General features: G+C 71.8%; 12 protein-coding genes and 4 pseudogenes. 7 read left to right on the plus strand and 9 right to left on the minus strand.

The features are described from left to right. Nucleotides 1-14 precede the first annotated feature (14 nt). Entirely contained in the window at nt 15-1,001 is a 987-nt protein-coding gene (locus Prum_RS17220) for an aldo/keto reductase (RefSeq protein WP_173077476.1), read from the plus strand. 3 nt (nt 1,002-1,004) lie between these two features. Here the strand turns inward: Prum_RS17220 and thpR are convergent, their stop codons facing one another. The 5 genes from thpR to Prum_RS17245 form a co-directional block, all read right to left on the minus strand. Beyond that, nucleotides 1,005-1,568 (minus strand): RNA 2',3'-cyclic phosphodiesterase, encoded by a 564-nt coding sequence (gene thpR / locus Prum_RS17225; protein ID WP_173077477.1) that lies wholly within the window; start codon nt 1,566-1,568, stop codon nt 1,005-1,007. A gap of 2 nt (nt 1,569-1,570) precedes the next feature. Continuing rightward, a complete protein-coding gene (locus Prum_RS17230) occupies nt 1,571-2,035 on the minus strand; it encodes a hypothetical protein (protein ID WP_173077478.1) in 465 nt (154 codons plus the stop codon). An 11-nt stretch (nt 2,036-2,046) separates the two neighbouring features. Further along, nucleotides 2,047-3,330, minus strand: coding sequence for an MFS transporter (locus Prum_RS17235; RefSeq protein ID WP_173077479.1), 1,284 nt, complete (start codon nt 3,328-3,330; stop codon nt 2,047-2,049). 69 nt (nt 3,331-3,399) lie between these two features. Next, nucleotides 3,400-3,849, minus strand: coding sequence for a MarR family winged helix-turn-helix transcriptional regulator (locus Prum_RS17240; protein WP_173077480.1), 450 nt, complete (start codon nt 3,847-3,849; stop codon nt 3,400-3,402). A 59-nt stretch (nt 3,850-3,908) separates the two neighbouring features. Continuing rightward, entirely contained in the window at nt 3,909-5,321 is a 1,413-nt protein-coding gene (locus tag Prum_RS17245; RefSeq protein ID WP_173077481.1) for an NCS2 family permease, read from the minus strand. A gap of 151 nt (nt 5,322-5,472) precedes the next feature. Here Prum_RS17245 and Prum_RS17250 point away from each other — a divergent pair, with 151 nt between their 5' ends. Continuing rightward, nucleotides 5,473-5,670 carry a DUF2530 domain-containing protein gene (locus Prum_RS17250; protein WP_173083821.1) on the plus strand — a complete coding sequence of 66 codons (198 nt, stop codon included), beginning with the start codon at nt 5,473-5,475 and terminating at the stop codon, nt 5,668-5,670. Here the strand turns inward: Prum_RS17250 and Prum_RS17255 are convergent. Further along, entirely contained in the window at nt 5,667-6,503 is an 837-nt protein-coding gene (locus Prum_RS17255) for a DUF3027 domain-containing protein (RefSeq protein ID WP_173083823.1), read from the minus strand. The two genes, Prum_RS17250 and Prum_RS17255, sit on opposite strands and share 4 nt — an antisense overlap. A 14-nt stretch (nt 6,504-6,517) precedes the next feature. Between Prum_RS17255 and Prum_RS17260 the strand changes: the two genes are divergently transcribed. From Prum_RS17260 to Prum_RS17270, 3 genes and pseudogenes are all read left to right on the plus strand, one after another. Continuing rightward, entirely contained in the window at nt 6,518-8,014 is a 1,497-nt protein-coding gene (locus tag Prum_RS17260; protein ID WP_173077482.1) for an MFS transporter, read from the plus strand. Then, a pseudogene (locus Prum_RS17265) lies at nt 8,011-8,629 on the plus strand (futalosine hydrolase); the annotation flags it as partial. The gene Prum_RS17260 and the pseudogene Prum_RS17265, both read left to right, overlap by 4 nt. 539 nt (nt 8,630-9,168) lie before the next feature. Next, nucleotides 9,169-9,930 (plus strand): annotated as a pseudogene (locus tag Prum_RS17270) (1,4-dihydroxy-6-naphtoate synthase); the annotation flags it as partial. Here Prum_RS17270 and Prum_RS17275 read toward each other — a convergent pair. Together Prum_RS17275 and Prum_RS17280 are read right to left on the minus strand one after the other, a co-directional pair. Next, the gene (locus tag Prum_RS17275; RefSeq protein ID WP_173077484.1) at nt 9,929-10,315 is read right to left on the minus strand and encodes a cold-shock protein; all 387 of its coding nucleotides are present in this window, start codon (nt 10,313-10,315) and stop codon (nt 9,929-9,931) included. The pseudogene Prum_RS17270 and the gene Prum_RS17275 overlap by 2 nt on opposite strands. 45 nt (nt 10,316-10,360) lie before the next feature. Further along, nucleotides 10,361-11,016 (minus strand): annotated as a pseudogene (locus tag Prum_RS17280) (HAD family hydrolase). A gap of 26 nt (nt 11,017-11,042) precedes the next feature. On the opposite strand from Prum_RS17280, the pseudogene Prum_RS17285 reads away from it, so the two are divergent. Both Prum_RS17285 and Prum_RS17290 read left to right on the plus strand, forming a co-directional pair. Next, nucleotides 11,043-13,423, plus strand: a pseudogene (locus Prum_RS17285) (helicase-associated domain-containing protein). Nucleotides 13,424-13,626: 203 nt separating this feature from the next. Next, on the plus strand, nt 13,627-14,610 hold the full coding sequence (locus Prum_RS17290; RefSeq protein ID WP_371871238.1) for a S1 family peptidase: 984 nt from the start codon (nt 13,627-13,629) through the stop codon (nt 14,608-14,610). Between the two features lie 25 nt (nt 14,611-14,635). Here Prum_RS17290 and Prum_RS17295 read toward each other — a convergent pair whose 3' ends face one another. After that, complete coding sequence (locus Prum_RS17295) at nt 14,636-15,484, minus strand: L,D-transpeptidase family protein (RefSeq protein ID WP_173077485.1); 849 nt, start codon at nt 15,482-15,484, stop codon at nt 14,636-14,638. Nucleotides 15,485-15,595 lie beyond the last annotated feature (111 nt).

The following is a 15,595-nucleotide window of genomic DNA, read 5'->3' on the forward strand; positions in this document are numbered from 1 at the left end:
GCAGGCTGAGTCGCATGGAGTACACCAACCTCGGACGGACCGGCCTGTCCGTCAGCCGCCTCTGCCTCGGCACGATGAACTTCGGTCCGCAGACCACCGAGCCGGACAGCTTCACCATCATGGATCGGGCGCTGGAGCACGGCATCAACTTCTTCGACACCGCCAACGTCTACGGATGGAAGACCGGCGAAGGCGTCACCGAGCAGATCATCGGCCGCTGGTTCGCGCAGGGCGGCGGCCGGCGCGAGAAGGTCGTCCTGGCCACCAAGGTGTACGGCAAGATGGGCGACTGGCCCAACGAGCAGGGACTGTCCGCCCGGCACATCATCCGCGCCGCCGAGGACTCGCTGCGTCGCCTCCAGACCGACTGGATCGACCTGTACCAGATGCACCACGTCTCCCGTACGACGCCGTGGGAGGAGATCTGGCAGGCCATGCAGACCTTGGTCGACCAGGGCAAGGTCCTGTACGTCGGCTCGTCCAACTTCGCCGGCTGGCACCTGGCCCAGGCGCAGGAGACGGCCGCGAGCCGGAACTTCCTGGGGCTGGTCTCCGAGCAGTGCATCTACAACCTGCTGACCCGCCACGTCGAGTTGGAGGTCGTGCCGGCGGCCCAGCAGTACGGCATCGGCATCATCCCGTGGTCGCCGCTGCACGGTGGCCTCCTCGGCGGTGCGCTGCGCAAGCTCGCCGAGGGCGGCGCGGAGCGGACCAAGAGCGGGCGGGCGGCCGACACGCTGGCCGATCACCGCACCGCGATCGAGGCGTACGAGAAGCTGGCCGCCGACCTCGGGCACGACCCGGCGAACCTGGGGCTCGGCTGGCTGCTCTCCCGCCCCGGCGTCACCGCCCCGATCATCGGCCCGCGTACGACGGAGCAGCTCGACGCCTCGCTCGGCGCGCTCGACGTCCGGCTGACCGACGACGTCCTCGCCCGGCTGGACGAGCTCTTCCCGCCCGTCGGCAAGGGTGGCGCGGGCCCCGAAGCGTGGGCCTGGTAAGGGTCAGAGGGGCCAGGCCGCCAGCCGGTCGTACGTCGGGTGCGGGCCCTGGTGGCTGCGCATCAGCACCACCTCGTCCACCCTCCACGGTGGACCCTCGTACGCGTCGAGCGCCGCGCGGTCGGCGTCGACGAGTGCCCGGTCGATCCGGTCGCCCGGCCGGGCGACGGTCAGGTGCGGCCGGAGCGGCTTGGGGTCGTATGGCAGGCGCTCTCGTTTGAGCTCCCGCCGTACGGACCGGCTCAGCCCGGCCAGCGCCGGCACGTCACCGCGCACCCCCGCCCACAGCACGGTGAACCGGCCGCGCCCGAACCGGCCGCCCCCGCCAAGGCGCACCTCGAACGGCGTCGTAACGGCAGCGGCCCGCTCGACGGCTTCCGAAGCAGAGACCAGCCGCTCATCAGGCACCTCGCCGAGGAACGCCAGCGTCACGTGCCAATTCGGGCGAGGGGCCACCCGGGTGTTGACCCCGTCCCGCGCGGCCGCGCTCACCCGCAACCGGGCCACGCACGATGCAAAGTGGTCCGCCACCGCCTCCGGCGGATAAACCGCCACGAAGAGCCGCAAGGTTAGTGGTCCTGGCGGCGTAGGGTCAGGCCGGCGGCCTCCAGCTCACCCTCGACGCGTACCCGCTCGATCTCCAGGTCGACGCCGTCGAGCTGCGCCAGGTGCTCGTCCACGCCCAGGCAGCGGCTGGCCAGCCGGAGCCGGTCGTCGTACGCCAATTGGACGGCCGCGTACCAGACCCGGGACTGGGTGGCGACGCCGAGCCGCTGCCGGTCGAGGCGGCGCAGGTCGGCGGCGATCTGCTGGATCGTCGGCTGCTGTTGCACGTCAAGCGTCTCGATCTGGACGGCGTGCGTGCCCAGCGTCCGGTCGAGGCGCTGAAGTGTCCTGCGCTCGCGGCGGCGGTGCAGGCGGCGCCGGATCCGCTTGATCGGGCCTTCGGCGCAGATGATCAGAGCCACGGCGCACGGCAGGAGCACCAGCGCTGCGAGCGCCAGCGCCAGCACGAGGACGTGCACGGTGGCCACGTCCCTCCACGCTAGGCGGTCCTTTCAACGACCGCCACCCATTTGACGCCAGAACGGCGAAGCCGGAGCCTGCTGCCCGTGTGGCGGAGCTGCCAGGCGAGCGCTGCCGTGGCGGCGGTGATCGAGATGAGGCCGCCCAGCCAGATGCTCGCGCCCGCGCCGAACCGCTCGGCCACCCACCCGATCAGCGGCGCGCCGACCGGGTTGGTGCCGAGGAAGACCAGCACCCACAGCGCCATGACCCGGCCCCGGAACGCGGCGTCGACGCCGAGCTGGACCCGCTGGTTGGACGCCTGCGCGAAGTAGACCATGAAGAACCCGGTCGGCACGAGCAGCACCACCACCAGCCAGTACGCCGGCGCGAAGCCGACCAGCGTGCCGAGCACCGAGAAGGCCAGGGCCGCCCCGATCACGACGTACACGGAAGGGCGCTCGCGCCGCCCGCTGCTGGCCAGGGCCCCGGCGAGCGCGCCCACCGCGAGCGCCGTGGTGAAGAGGCCGAACGAGGCGGCGCCGGTGTTGAAGACGGTCTTGGCCAGCGCGGCGAGGGTGAGCTGGAAGTTGAAGAGCACCATGCCGATCACCGACATGAGCGCCATGGGCAGCAGCAGGTCGGGCCGGCGCGCGACGTAGCGCAGCCCGTCTACGACCCGTGCCGAGTCGCGCTCGTCGATCGGCGGCAGCTCGGCCCGGTACAACTCGGCGGGGCGCATGCGGACGACGCACAGCAGCGGTGCCACCGAGCTGATCGCGCTGATCAGAAAGACCGGCCCGACGTCGAAGGCGGCGATCTCGATGCCGGCGGCAGCCGGGCCGATGATGCGGGCGGTGTTGAACGTCGCCGCCGACAGCGACAGCGCGTTGGGCAGCAGCGGCATGCCGACCAGTTCGGAGACGAACGCCTGCCGCACCGGGGTCTCGATCGCGTTGGCGACGCCGAGCAGCGCGGCGAAGACGAAGACGTGCCAGAGCCGGACCGCGCCGGTGACCACCAGCACGCTCATCGCGAGCGACAGCACGCTCCACCCGGCGTTGCCGATGAAGAGCAGCAGGCGCTTGTCGTACCGGTCGGCCAGCCGCCCGGACAGCAGGGTGAGCAGGAGCACGGGGGTGAACTGGAGCGCGGTGACGACACCCAGCGCGGTGGCTGAGTCGTCGGACAGCTCAAGGACCAGCCAGTCCTGGGCGATGAACATCATCCACACGCCGATCAGCTTGGTGAGCTGACCGATCGCGAAGAGCCGGTAGTTGCGGACCGTTAGGGACTGGAACGTCGTGCTCAGCTTCGCCCGCACTTGGGAGTGCGCCTCCTCGGGTCACATATGCGTCATCCACAGTGGACGAAGCGACCCGTGGTGGCGCCGTCAGGCGCGGGCGAGCTGTCGCAGTATGTCGGCGGCCCGGCGGAGCGTGTCGCGCTCCTCCCGGGATAGTTCGGCCAGGCGGCTGGCCAGCCACTCGTCGCGGGCCCGCTCGAACTGCGCGAGCACCGCGCGACCGGCTTCCGTGGCCGCCAGGATGACCTGCCGACCGTCGGTGGGGTGCGGCGAGCGGCCCACGAGGCCGCGCTCCTCCAGCTTCGCGACGATCTTGGTCATCGTCGGTGGCTGGACCCGTTCGACGTCGGCGAGTTCCCGAGGAGTCAGCGCCCCGGCCAGCTCCAGGCTGGTCAGCGCGTTGAGCTGGGTCGCCGTGAGGTCACCGACGGGCCGGGTCTGCCGGACCCGCCGGTTGAGCCTGGTGATCGCATCGCGCAGCAGGGGTGCGAGCTGCACAGCGGTAACTGGCACCGCCATCACCGTCCGCTCCGTCACGATCGTTAGCCTAACTAAGTAGCTAGGCTAACGACCACCGAATATGACTGCGATCACGATCAGAAGAGCAACGTCTCGATCGGGCCGCGCATGAAGTACAGCACGAAGAGACCAGCGACGGCATAGAGCAGGGGGTGGACCTCGCGCGCCTTCCCCTTGACCAGCTTGACCAGAACGTACGAGATGACGCCCGCGCCGATCCCGTTGGAGATCGAGTACGTGAACGGCATCAGCACGATCGTCAGGAACGCCGGGATGGCGATCTCGTAGTCGGTCCAGTCGATCGTCCGTACCGCGGTCATCATCAGGAACCCGACGATCACCAGCGCCGCGGACGCCGCCTCGAACGGCACGACCTCCACCAGCGGCGCCGCGAAGATCGCCACCAGGAACAGGGCGCCCGTGACCAGGTTGGCCACGCCGGTCCGCGCACCCTCCGCGACACCGGCGGCGCTTTCGATGTACGACGTGTTGCTGGACACGCTCGCCGCACCGCCGGCCGCCGCGGCCACCGAGTCGACGAACAGGATCTCCTTGGTACGCGGCGGCTGGCCCTTGTCGTCCAGCATGTTGCCCTCCTGGCCGACCGCCACCATGGTGCCCATCGTGTCGAAGAAGTCGGTCAGCAGGAGCGTGAACACGAACATCAGCGCGACCAGCACGCCGGCCCGGTCCCAGGAGCCCAGCACGTCGAAGTTGCCCAGCAGCGACAGATCCGGCGACGCGTCCCAGCTCGAGGGCCACTCCGGCACGTTGAGCGACCACCCGTGCGAGTTGCCGTTCGGGCCGCCGGCCGGGCCGACGTTCGCGATCGCCTCCACGATGAAGGCGAGCACCGTCGTGCCCAGGATGCCGATCAGGATCGCGCCCTTCACCTTGCGTACCACCAGCAACAGCGTGCCGAGCATGCCGACCACGAAGACCAGCGACGGCCAGGTCAACAGCACGCCGCCGAGGCCGAGGCTCACCGGCGGAGCGCCGGCCGCACCGTGCACGAAGCCCGCGTCCACGAACCCGATCAGCGCCAGGAAGAGCCCGATACCGACGCCGATGGCGGTCTTGAGCTGGGTGGGCACCGAGCGGAACACCGCGGTACGCAGTCCGGTGAGCACCAGGATCGCGATGATCACGCCCTCGATGACCACGAGCCCCATCGCGTCGGCCCAGGTCATCTGCGGTGCTATCTCGTACGCGACGAGCGCGTTGACGCCGAGCCCCGCGGCCAGCGCCAGCGGGAACCGGGCGACCACGCCCATCAGGATCGTCATGACGCCCGCCACCAGCGCCGTCGCCGCCGCGATCGCCGGGATCGCCAGCTTCGCACCGTCCCCGTCCGTGGCGCCGGCAAGGATGAGCGGGTTGAGCACGACGATGTAAGCCATCGTGAAGAAGGTGGCCAAACCACCGCGAATTTCCCGGGTCACCGTTGACCCGCGGGCGGATATCTCGAAGAACCGGTCGAATCGGTCCACGGAACCTCACCTATGATCATGGATATGGTTCCGCGCATCGTCCCAGATCACAGGGGTACCGAGAAAGCACTGGCAGGTTACAAGGCCGTACCCTTGCCAGGTGTCTGATCATCACGAGGCGCCGCCCCGGGTGGAGCCACTCGATCCGCCGATGGTGCCGTTCGCCGTCGCCGGGATCGTGGGCTGGGCGGTGGCCGGCCTGGTGCTGCTGGTCTTCTTCCGGGACTGGCTAGAAGAGCACGGGCACACCGATTGGCTCTGGACCTGCCTGGCCGGATTCCTGCTGGGGTTTCTCGGCTTGGCGGTGATGCTCCGCCACGACAAGAACCGTCGTAAGCGACGCTCCTAGCCGTGGCCGTACGGCTCGCCCGGCTCCGTGGACTCGACCGAGCCGGGCGCGCGGCTCACCGCGACCGACTCGACCTCGCTGTCGTCGTACACAGTGGACAGCTCGTCGACCGGCGCCTCGGTCTCGCGGATCGCCTCGGAGTGCGCCCCGCAGCCGTGGTCGGCGCTGACCGCCCGCCCGTCGTCGGGCGCGTACAGATTGCCGCAGACGCCGAACGCCTGCCGCAGCTCACCCGCGAGCGGCAGATAGAACCCGCACGACACGCACCGGGCGGTCCGGGGCGCGGCCACCGAGATGGGCGCGTCCGGGCCTTGGTCGCCGTCGTACCACCGCTGGGCGGTCTCGCCGCGGCCGAGTCGGGACATCACCCGGGCCCGGCCGAGGCCGAGCTCCCAGGAGACCTCCTCCACCGCCGGGTCGTCGGAGAGCAGGTACCCGGGCACCAGCCGGTCGTCGTCGGCCGGCGTCTGGAGCAGGTCGCCCACGCCGAGGTCGCCGGGCTGGAGCCGCTCGTGCCACGGCACCCAACCGGGCGCGAGCATCGCGTCCGGCCCGGGCAGCAGCACCGTCTCGCACACCGTGACGTGCTTGCTCCTCGGCACCCGGGTGACGGTGACCGCCCACCGCCAGCCGCGGTAGCCGGCGAGGTGGCACTCGAAGAAATGGGTGACCAAGCGGTCGGCCTCGGCGACGACATCGAGGTGTTCGCCCACGTCAGAGGGGTCGACCTCGGTGATGGCTTCGCGGGCCAGGTCGACCGCATCGGCGCAAACCTGGTCTAGTCGGGCAGCGCGAACGGTGGCGGTCCTGGTCACGCGCCTATTGTTCCACAGGGCAAAATAGGGGCATGCCGCTGTTCCCATCGCTCGGCCGAATCGTCGGCTCAACGATCAAGGGGACTCGTCTCTTTGCCCGCGGTTCGGTCCGCGGCGGCCGCTGGGTGGGGCGCCGGGTCGGCAGCGTGCGCGACAAGGGCGCCGGCGGCGAGGTCGGCATGACCCGGCTGCTCGACCTGCACGCCGCGTCGTACGCGGGCGACATCCTCATCGCCATCGGCCTGGCCGGCACCATCTTCTTCAACGCCTCGATCGGCGATGCCCGCGGCGGCGTGGCCCTCTACCTGCTGGTGACGATGGTCCCGTTCGCCGTCCTCGCGCCGGTGGTGGGGCCGCTGCTCGACCAGTTCCGCCACGGCCGCCGGTACGCCCTCGCCGCCACCATGCTCGGCCGCGCGTTCCTGGCCTGGCTGATGTCCGACTACATCCACGGCTTCGCGCTGTACCCGGCCGCGTTCGGCGTGCTCGCCCTCTCCCGGGCGTACGGCGTGGCCCGCTCGGCGGCCGTGCCCCGCCTGCTGCCAGAGGGCATGGGCCTGTCCCAGGCCAACGCCCGCGCCGGCGTGTACGGCATGCTCGCCGGCGCCGCGGTCACCCCGATCGGGCTGGCCGCGTTCAAGTTCGGTCCGCAGTGGCCGCTGCGGGTCGCCTCGATCATCTTCCTGGTCGGCATGGTGGTCGCGCTGCGCCTCCCGCCGCGGGCCGACTCCGACCCGCCGGAGACGCTGCCCCAGCCGTTCCGCGTCCTCGGGCTGCGCCGGGGCGAGCGCGCGCTCACCGGGCGGCTGGTGATCGCCGCCCTAGTCGGCAGCGCCGCCCTCCGCGGCCTGTACGGCTTCCTCCTGCTCTTCCTCGCGTTCGCGGTCAAGGGCGGCAGCCTGACGACGGACTTCTTCCGGTGGGACGTCAGCGACGAGCTCGCGCTCGGCATCGTCGGCGGTGCGCTGGGCGTGGGCGGCTTCCTGGCCACCGTCATCGGCACCCGGATGCGCATCCACCGGCCCGCCGCCATCCAGTCCAGCGGCATGATCATCGTGGCCGGCGTGGCGGTGCTGACCACGCTCAAGTTCTCGCTCGCCATGGTGGCCCTGCTGTGCCTGGTGACCTCGTTCCTGAGCGGGATCGCCAAGCTGGCCGTCGACGCGTCCATCCAGGAGCGCATCGGTGACCGGCTGCGGGCCAGCGCGTTCGCGCACTCCGAGACGGTCCTGATGACCGCCTGGGTGGCCGGCGCGGCGCTCGGGCTCATCCCGTTCGGCGGGCGGACGGGCATCGCGGTGGCCGCCGCCATCGCCGTACTGGCCGCCGCCCGAGCCGTCATCGTCGCCGGCTCGCTGCGCAAGGAAAAGCTCAACGGCCGGGCCGAGCCGGATCCAACGCCGTCGCCATCGCCCTCACCGTCGCCGTCACCATCGCCGGAGCCGGTCAAGGAGGCCGAGCCCGTCAAGGAATCCGTCGCGCCGCCCGGCTTCCATGTCTACAAGCCCTCGTCGGGGCCGCCCACATGACCCTGCTCGTCGCCACGGCCGTCGAGGCGGAGGCGGACGCGATCCGTGCCGGCCTGCCCACCGGCGCCGTCACCGTCGCGGCCGTCGGGGTCGGCTCCGCCGCGGCCGCCGCCGGCACCGCGCGGCTACTCGCCCTCGCCGAGGCGCGCGGACACCCGTACCGCGGGGTGATCAGCGCCGGCATCGGCGGCGGCTTCGCCGGCCGCGCACCGGTCGGCGCCACCGTGCTGGGCGCGCGCAGCATCGCGGCCGACCTCGGCGCCGACTCCCCGGACGGTTTCATCCCGCTCGACGTACTCGGATTTGGCTCCGCGACGGCCGCCGCGGACGCCGACCTCCTGGCCGCGCTGCGCGCGGCCCTCCCCACGCGATCGTCGGCGACATCCTCACCGTCAACACCGTGACCGGCACGGCGCCGGGGCGGAGGCGCTCGCCGGCCGCCATCCGGCCGCACTCGCCGAAGCTATGGAGGGGTACGGCGTGGCAGTCGCCGCCGTGGCCGGGCGGCTGCCGTTCGTGGAATTGCGCACCATCTCCAACCCGATCGGACCGCGAGACCGCGCGTCCTGGCGGATCCCCGAAGCCCTGTCCGCCCTCACCAAGGCAGCCGCCGCCACCGCCCCTCCCCGTCCTCCCCGTCGATCAAGGGCATATGGTCGTGCTTTGATCTCTAAACCACGACCGTTTGCCCTTGATCGACGGGCTTTCCCTTGATCGACGCGCCTGGGTCGGGGCCGTACGCGAACAGCGCCCCCGCTCGCCGGCGGCGCCTTGGGTCGGCAGGTGACCCGCCAGTAGGGGTCCCTTCTTGGGCGATCGGACGTGAGTAGGGCGCCCCTATACCCGCGCTGAGCTGTATAGGGGCGCCCTGCTCATGCCGGAGCCCCCAACAGGCTCCCCTCTTGGGCCCGCCCCGGCTCGCCCCGCCACCCACCCCGGCTCGCCCCACCCCGCTCGCGCCCACCCGCTCGCCGCGTCGATCAAGGACTTCTCCGTCGATCAAGGGCATACGGCCGTGGAAAAGAGATCCAAGCACGACCATATGCCCTTGATCGACGGGGAAGTCCTTGATCGACGGGGCGGGGCCGCTGGGCGGGGCGGGCCGCAGGACGTAGCCGGCCGCAGGGCGGGGGCGCGGGGCTAACGTTGGGTGGGTGGGGCTGTCTCTTGCGATTTCGCCGTGTCCTAATGACACGTTCGTGTTTCACGCTTTGGTGCACGGGCTGGTGCCGGGTGCGCCGCCTGTCGACGTGACGTACGCGGACGTGGACGTGACCAACACGGCCGCCGAGAAGGGGGCGTACGACCTGGTCAAGGTCAGCTACGCGGCGCTCCCGTGGCTGCTCGACCAGTACGAGTTGCTGCCCTGCGGGGGTGCGCTGGGCCGGGGCTGCGGGCCGCTCGTGCTGACCCGGGACGCGCGTACCGACCTGAGCGGCGCGACCGTCGCGATCCCCGGGGAGCGCACCACGGCGTACCTGCTGATGCGGCAGTGGGCCGAAGCCCAACCACCCAGAAGAGTCGAGGTGGTGCCGTTCCACGAGATCATGCCGGGCGTCGCGGCCGGGCGGTACGACGCCGGGCTGGTGATCCACGAGGCGCGCTTCACCTACCAGCGGTACGGCCTGACCGCGCTCGCCGACCTCGGTGAGTGGTGGGAGGCCGAGACCGGGTTGCCGATCCCGCTGGGCGCGATCCTGGCCCGCCGCGGCGCGGTCGATCCGGCCGCGGCGGCGGAGTGGATCCGGGCGTCGGTACGGCACGCGTGGGCGCACCCGGACGCGAGCCGCGACTATGTGCTGGCGCACGCCCAGGAGATGGAGCCGGACGTCGTCGACCAGCACATCGCGCTGTACGTCAACGAGTTCACCGAGGAGCTGGGCAGCGAGGGGCACAAGGCGGTGGATGCGTTACTCAGGTCTCCAGCTCTTTAGCGACGGCGTGCACGACCTGCCCCACCATCTGGGCGGTCTTCTTGTCCGGGAAGCGGCCGCGCCGCAGGTCCGGCATGACCTTGGCCTCCAGCACCTTGATCATGTCTTCGATCAGGCCGTGCAGCTCCTCGGCCGGCCGCCGACGCAGCTCCGCCACGGACGGCGGCGCCTCCAGCAGCGTCACGCCCATCGCCTGGGCGCCCTTGCGGCTGTCGACGACACCGAACTCGACCCGCTGGCCGCTCTTGAGGTCGGTGACGCCGCCGGGCAGCGCACCCTTGGGCAGGAACACGTCGCCACCCTCATCGCTGGTGACGAACCCGTAGCCCTTCTGCGCGTCGTACCACTTCACTCGACCCGTTGGCACCGCTGACCTCGACTCCGTAGAGGCTCCGTAGAGACTGCTGATTTGTCACAAGGCTAACTTGAGTGACCCCGGCAGCGCCGCTCGGAATCCATTCAGGTCATCCAGCACGAGGTCCGCGCCCGCGGCGCGCAATTCTTCCGGCGAGCACGGACCGGTGGCCACGCCAATCCCGGGTACGCCGGCCGTGCGCGCCGCTACCATGTCCGCGACGTGGTCGCCGACGTAGAGGCGCACGCCGTACTCGGCAAGGGCCGTGGCCTTGCCCTCCGCGAAGAGGTCGCCGGCGACCGCCTCGATGGGAGGCCCAGGTGGTCCAGGTGCAGCCGGGCGAGCCGGCCCAGCTTCGAGGTGACAACCACCACTTCGCCGCCGAGGTCGCGCACCGCGCCGACCGCTTCGGCCGCGCCGGGCAGCAGGACCGAGGGCGTGATCGCGTACGCCGGGTAGAGCGCCCGGTACGCGTCGACGGCTTCCTCGACACGTTCGGGTGGGAACCAGATGCGCAGCTCGTGGCGCAGCGGCGGGCCGAGCCGGGTCACCGCGGCGTCGGCGTCCACGTACACGCCGGTCTGCGCGGACAGCGCCCGAAACGCGGCGGCGATCCCCGGCCGCGAGTCGACGAGGGTCATGTCCAGGTCGAATCCGACGACCAGCCGGTCAGCCACGCAGACGCTCCTCCCCAAGACCGTTTCCTCGATCATCGTCGCACGGTTAGCGTTGAACGACGATGGCCACCACACTCGCCGACTACCTGAGGGCGCTGCCCGACCGGGCGCTGGGGACGCTGCTCCGGCTCCGCCCGGATCTCGTCATGCCCGTGCCCGCCGACCTGTCCGCGCTGGCGGTCCGCGCCCAGTCGCGGGTGTCGGTGGCTCGGGCGCTCGACGGGCTGGACCAGTTCACGCTCCAGGTGCTCGACGCGGCCCGGCTGACCCGGGACCCGGACGACGGCACCACCTCGGTCGACGCTGTGCTCGCGATGGCCAGGGGCGACGCGCCCGCCGCCCGCGAGGCGTTGGACCGGCTGCGCGCGCTGCTGCTCGTACCCGGTCCGGAGGAGTCCCTGCACGTGGTGGGCGGGGTCGACGAGGTGTCCTCGCCGTACCCGGCTGGATTGGGCCGGCCGGCCGCGGAGCTGGACGCGAGCGCGGCGGCCCTGTGCGCGGATCCGGCGCGGCTGCGCCGGACGCTGCTGTCCGCGCCGCCGGCGGCGCGCGCGGTGCTCGACCGCCTGGCGGCCGGGCCGCCCGTGGGCACCCTGAGCAACGGTACGGCGGCAGCGGCCGACTCGCCGGTCCAATGGCTCGTCGACAACGCGCTGCTGGTACGGATCTCCGACGAGGCCGTGGAGATGCCCCGCGAGGTGGGGCTGGTGCTGCGCCGCGACACCGGCCCGCTCGGACCGCTGCAGGCCCGGCCGCCGGCGGTGGGCGGCGCGGGGCGGGACGCCAAGTCGGTCGACTCGGCCGGCGCCGGGCAGGCGATGGAGGCGGTACGGCACACCGAGTCCCTGCTCACGGCCCTGGACGCGGAGCCGGTCACGCTGCTGCGCTCGGGCGGGCTGGGCGTGCGCGACGTACGCCGGCTGGCCAAGGTGACCGGCGTGGCGGAGCCCGCGACCGCGCTGCTGCTGGAGGTGGCGTACGCGGCCGGGCTGGCCGGCGAGGCCGAGGCGCCGGCCGCGCGGATGGGCGCGGAGCTGGTGTTCCTGCCGACCGTCGGATACGAGACGTGGCGCGGCCAGCCCCTGGCCCAGCGCTGGGAGCGGCTGGCCTCGGCGTGGCTGGCGATGACGCGCCAGGTCGGCCTGGTGGGGCAGCGCGACGAGCGGGACAGGCCGATCAACGTGCTCGCCGGCGAGGCCGAGCGGGCCGGTGCCCCGGCTGGCCGGCGCGCCGTGCTGGGGATCCTCGCCGAGCTGGAGCCGGGCTCGGCTCCGACCGCCGACGAGGTGCTCGCGCTGCTCACGTGGCGGGCCCCGCGGCGGGCCCGGGGCGCGAGGCGGCGCACCGGGAGGTGCTCGCCGACGCGTCGGTGCTCGGCGTGACCGGGCTCGGCGCGCTCACCTCGTACGGCCGGGTGCTCGTCGCGCAGGACCGTGACGAGGGCGCCGACGACGATCCGCTGGGCGTACGCGTCACCACCGACCCGGAGTCGTCCGCCGCCGCCCTGGCCCTGGACGCGCTGCTGCCCGCGCCGGTCGACCACGTGCTGGTGCAGGCCGACCTGACCGTGGTCGTGCCCGGCCCGCCCGAGCCGGCGCTCGCCGCCGAGCTGGAGCTGGTGGCCGAGCACGAGTCGGCCGGCGGGGCGAGCGTGCACCGGGTGACCGAGGCGAGCGTACGGCGGGCCCTGGACGCCGGCTACACGGCCGAGGAGCTGCAGGGGCTCTTCCGGCGGCGGTCCCGCACGCCGGTGCCGCAGGGGCTGCGGTACATGATCGACGACGTGGCCCGCAAGCACGGCGGGCTGCGCATCGGCGGCGCGGGCGCGTACGTACGCAGCGACGACGAGACGCTCCTGGTGCAGCTGCTTTCCGACCGGCGACTGTCCACGTTGGCGCTGCGCCGGCTGGCGCCGACGGTGCTGGTCACGCCGTACCAGGTGGGCCGGTTGCTGACGGCCCTGCGCGAGGCCGGCTACCCGCCGGTGCACGAGGACGCGACCGGCGCCGCCGTACTGGCCCGGTCGAAGAGCCGGCGGGCGCCGCTGCGTACGTCGGTGGCGCAGCGCACCGAGCCGGTCGGCCCGCCGCCGCTCACCGCGCCCCGGCTCGCCGGCATCGTGGAGCAGATCCGGCGGGGCGACGCCGCCGCCCGGGCCGCCCGCCGCGCGCCGGTCACGGTCCGCGCCGCCAACGGGCACAGCATGGAGGGCCTCACCGCCGTCCAGGCCCACAGCCAGGCGCTGGCGGTGCTCCAGCAGGCGGTACGCGACAAGGCGCTGGTCTGGGTCGGGTACGTCGACGCGCACGGCGCCACCGCGTCCCGGCTGGTCCGGCCGGTGTCGATCGGCGGTGGCTACCTGCGGGCGGAGGACGAGCGCACCGAGATGCTGCACACGTTCGCCCTGCACCGCATCACCGCGGCCGTCGTGGATGGGTCATAACCCTCTGTACCTAACGCAAGTATTAGTACTTGTGAATCTTGGGGCGCAGTGAGAGCCTTCTCCCAAACTGGACATCTAGCCTTGTCGATCTAGGGTGTGATGTCCGCCAATCCCCAGGAGGCTCACGTGAGACCCACAAGATCCTCGATCCGGGCCGCCGCGGTCACCCTCGCGACTCCGGTCCTGCTCCTCGGAGCGGTGCTGTGGCCGTCGGCCGCCCAAGCCGCGCCCGCCCCCTCCTCGCCGCGGACGCGTCCGACGCCACCGCGCTCAGCACCTCGCTCGGCGCCCGCTCCGGCGGCGCGTACCTCGACGCGGCGACCGGTCGCATGGTCGTCACGGTCACCGACGCCACCGCCGCCCAGCGGGTCCGCGCCGCGGGTGCCGTGGCCAAGACGGTCAAGTACAGCGCGACCGAACTGGACGCGGTCTTCGCACGGATCGAGAAGTCAGCCGCGGTCGTCGGCAGTTCCCGTGCCACCGACCCGACCACCAACCAGGTCGTCGTCACCGTCGACAGCACGGTGACCGGGGCAAGTCTCGCCGCGGTCAAGGCCGCGGTGGCCGCCGCGGGCGACGCGGCCCGACTGGAGCAGACCGCCGGCACGTTCAGCCTGATGATCGCCGGTGGCCAGGCCATCTACACCGGCGGCTCGCGCTGCTCACTCGGCTTCAACGTGCGTACGCCGACGGCCTTCTACTTCGTCACCGCCGGGCACTGCACCAACATCGGCGCGACCTGGAGCAACGGGTCGACGACGATCGGCACCCGCGCGGTGTCCAGCTTCCCCGGCAACGACTACGGCATCGTGCGCTACACCAACACCAGCATCGCGCACCCGAGCGCGGTGTGGCTGTACTCCGGCAGCAGCACCCAGTCGATCACCTCGGTCGGCAACGCGGTCGTCGGCCAGGCCGTCCGCCGCAGCGGCAGCACCACCGGCGTACGCAGCGGATCGGTGACCGCGACCAACGCGTCGGTGACCTACGCGCAGGGCACCGTCAGCGGCCTGATCCGCACGAACGTGTGCGCGCAGCCCGGTGACAGCGGCGGCTCGCTCTTCGCCGGCTCGTCAGCGCTCGGCATGACGTCCGGCGGCAGCGGCAACTGCACCGTCGGCGGTACGACGTTCTTCCAGCCCCTCAACGAGGTGTTCTCCACCTACACCAACCTGAGCCTGGCCTGATCCGGATTCGCCGGCCGGGTGCCGCCTAGGTGCCCGGCCGGTGGCCGAAGACGTACACGCGGGTGCCGATCTTGCCTAGCTTCCAGAACGCCTTGGCGTCGACCGTCAGCAGGTTGACGCAGCCGTGCGAGCCGATCGACTTCGTGTGGATGTACGTGGTGGTCTCGTGGAAGCCGATGCCGCCGTTGAAGCGCTGCCAGTACGGCAACCACACCTCGTACGGGTTCGACCACTCCTTGAGCGCCCTGTTCTGCACCTTGTAGGCGCCGGTCGGGGTGGCGTAGCCGGGCATCCCGGTGCGGGTGACGGTCGGCTTCAGGACCACCTTGCCGCCCCGCATCGCCCAGACCGTCTGGTGCGTCAGGTCCACGCAGAACGTCGTACCCGATCCGGTCTTGCACTTGCTCGTGTTGGTGGCGGCGAGCCGCTTCGCGACGTCGGCCGTGGTCGGACCGGCGCGGCCGGCGGCGGGCCGGATGCCGTAGCGCACCTGGAACTTCTTGATGGCCTTGCAGTCCGCCGGGGACTGCTTGCCGTCGACGGTGACCGGGCCGAAGCCGCCCAGCTTGGCGAGCGCGGCCTCGACCTCGCGCTGCTTTTCGCCCTGCGGGCAGCCGGGGTCGGCCTTGGTGGTCGTGGTCTTGGTGGTGGGTGTGGTCTTCGGCGTCGCCGACGGGGTCGGGGACGCGGTGGGCGGCGTCGGAGACGCCTCGACCGGGTCGGGCGACGCGCTCGCCCCCGTAGCGCCCTGCGCCGCACTCACCGGCCGGATTTCGTCTCCGGCCTGGCCAGATTGCGACTCGAGCGCGCACGCACCGACGCCGATCAGCGCGACTACTGCAACGGCGACCAAGCGCAGACCTCTGTGAACCAAGGCGCCCTCCCCAGAGCAGCTGTCGTCTCCTAGACGCACGGAGGTACCACTCTGGTTGCGTCAACTGAAGACTTTCTTCGCGGCAGTCTGCCAGAGGCATGCAAGACTGGA

This window comes from Phytohabitans rumicis (assembly GCF_011764445.1).
GTDB lineage: Bacteria > Actinomycetota > Actinomycetes > Mycobacteriales > Micromonosporaceae > Phytohabitans > Phytohabitans rumicis.

Coding starts and splice junctions, on each gene's coding strand:
- Prum_RS17220 (WP_173077476.1), top strand. CDS start 15: ATGGAGTACACCAACCTCGGACGGACCGGCCTGTCCGTCAGCCGCCTC.
- Prum_RS17250 (WP_173083821.1), top strand. CDS start 5,473: ATGGTGCCGTTCGCCGTCGCCGGGATCGTGGGCTGGGCGGTGGCCGGC.
- Prum_RS17260 (WP_173077482.1), top strand. CDS start 6,518: ATGCCGCTGTTCCCATCGCTCGGCCGAATCGTCGGCTCAACGATCAAG.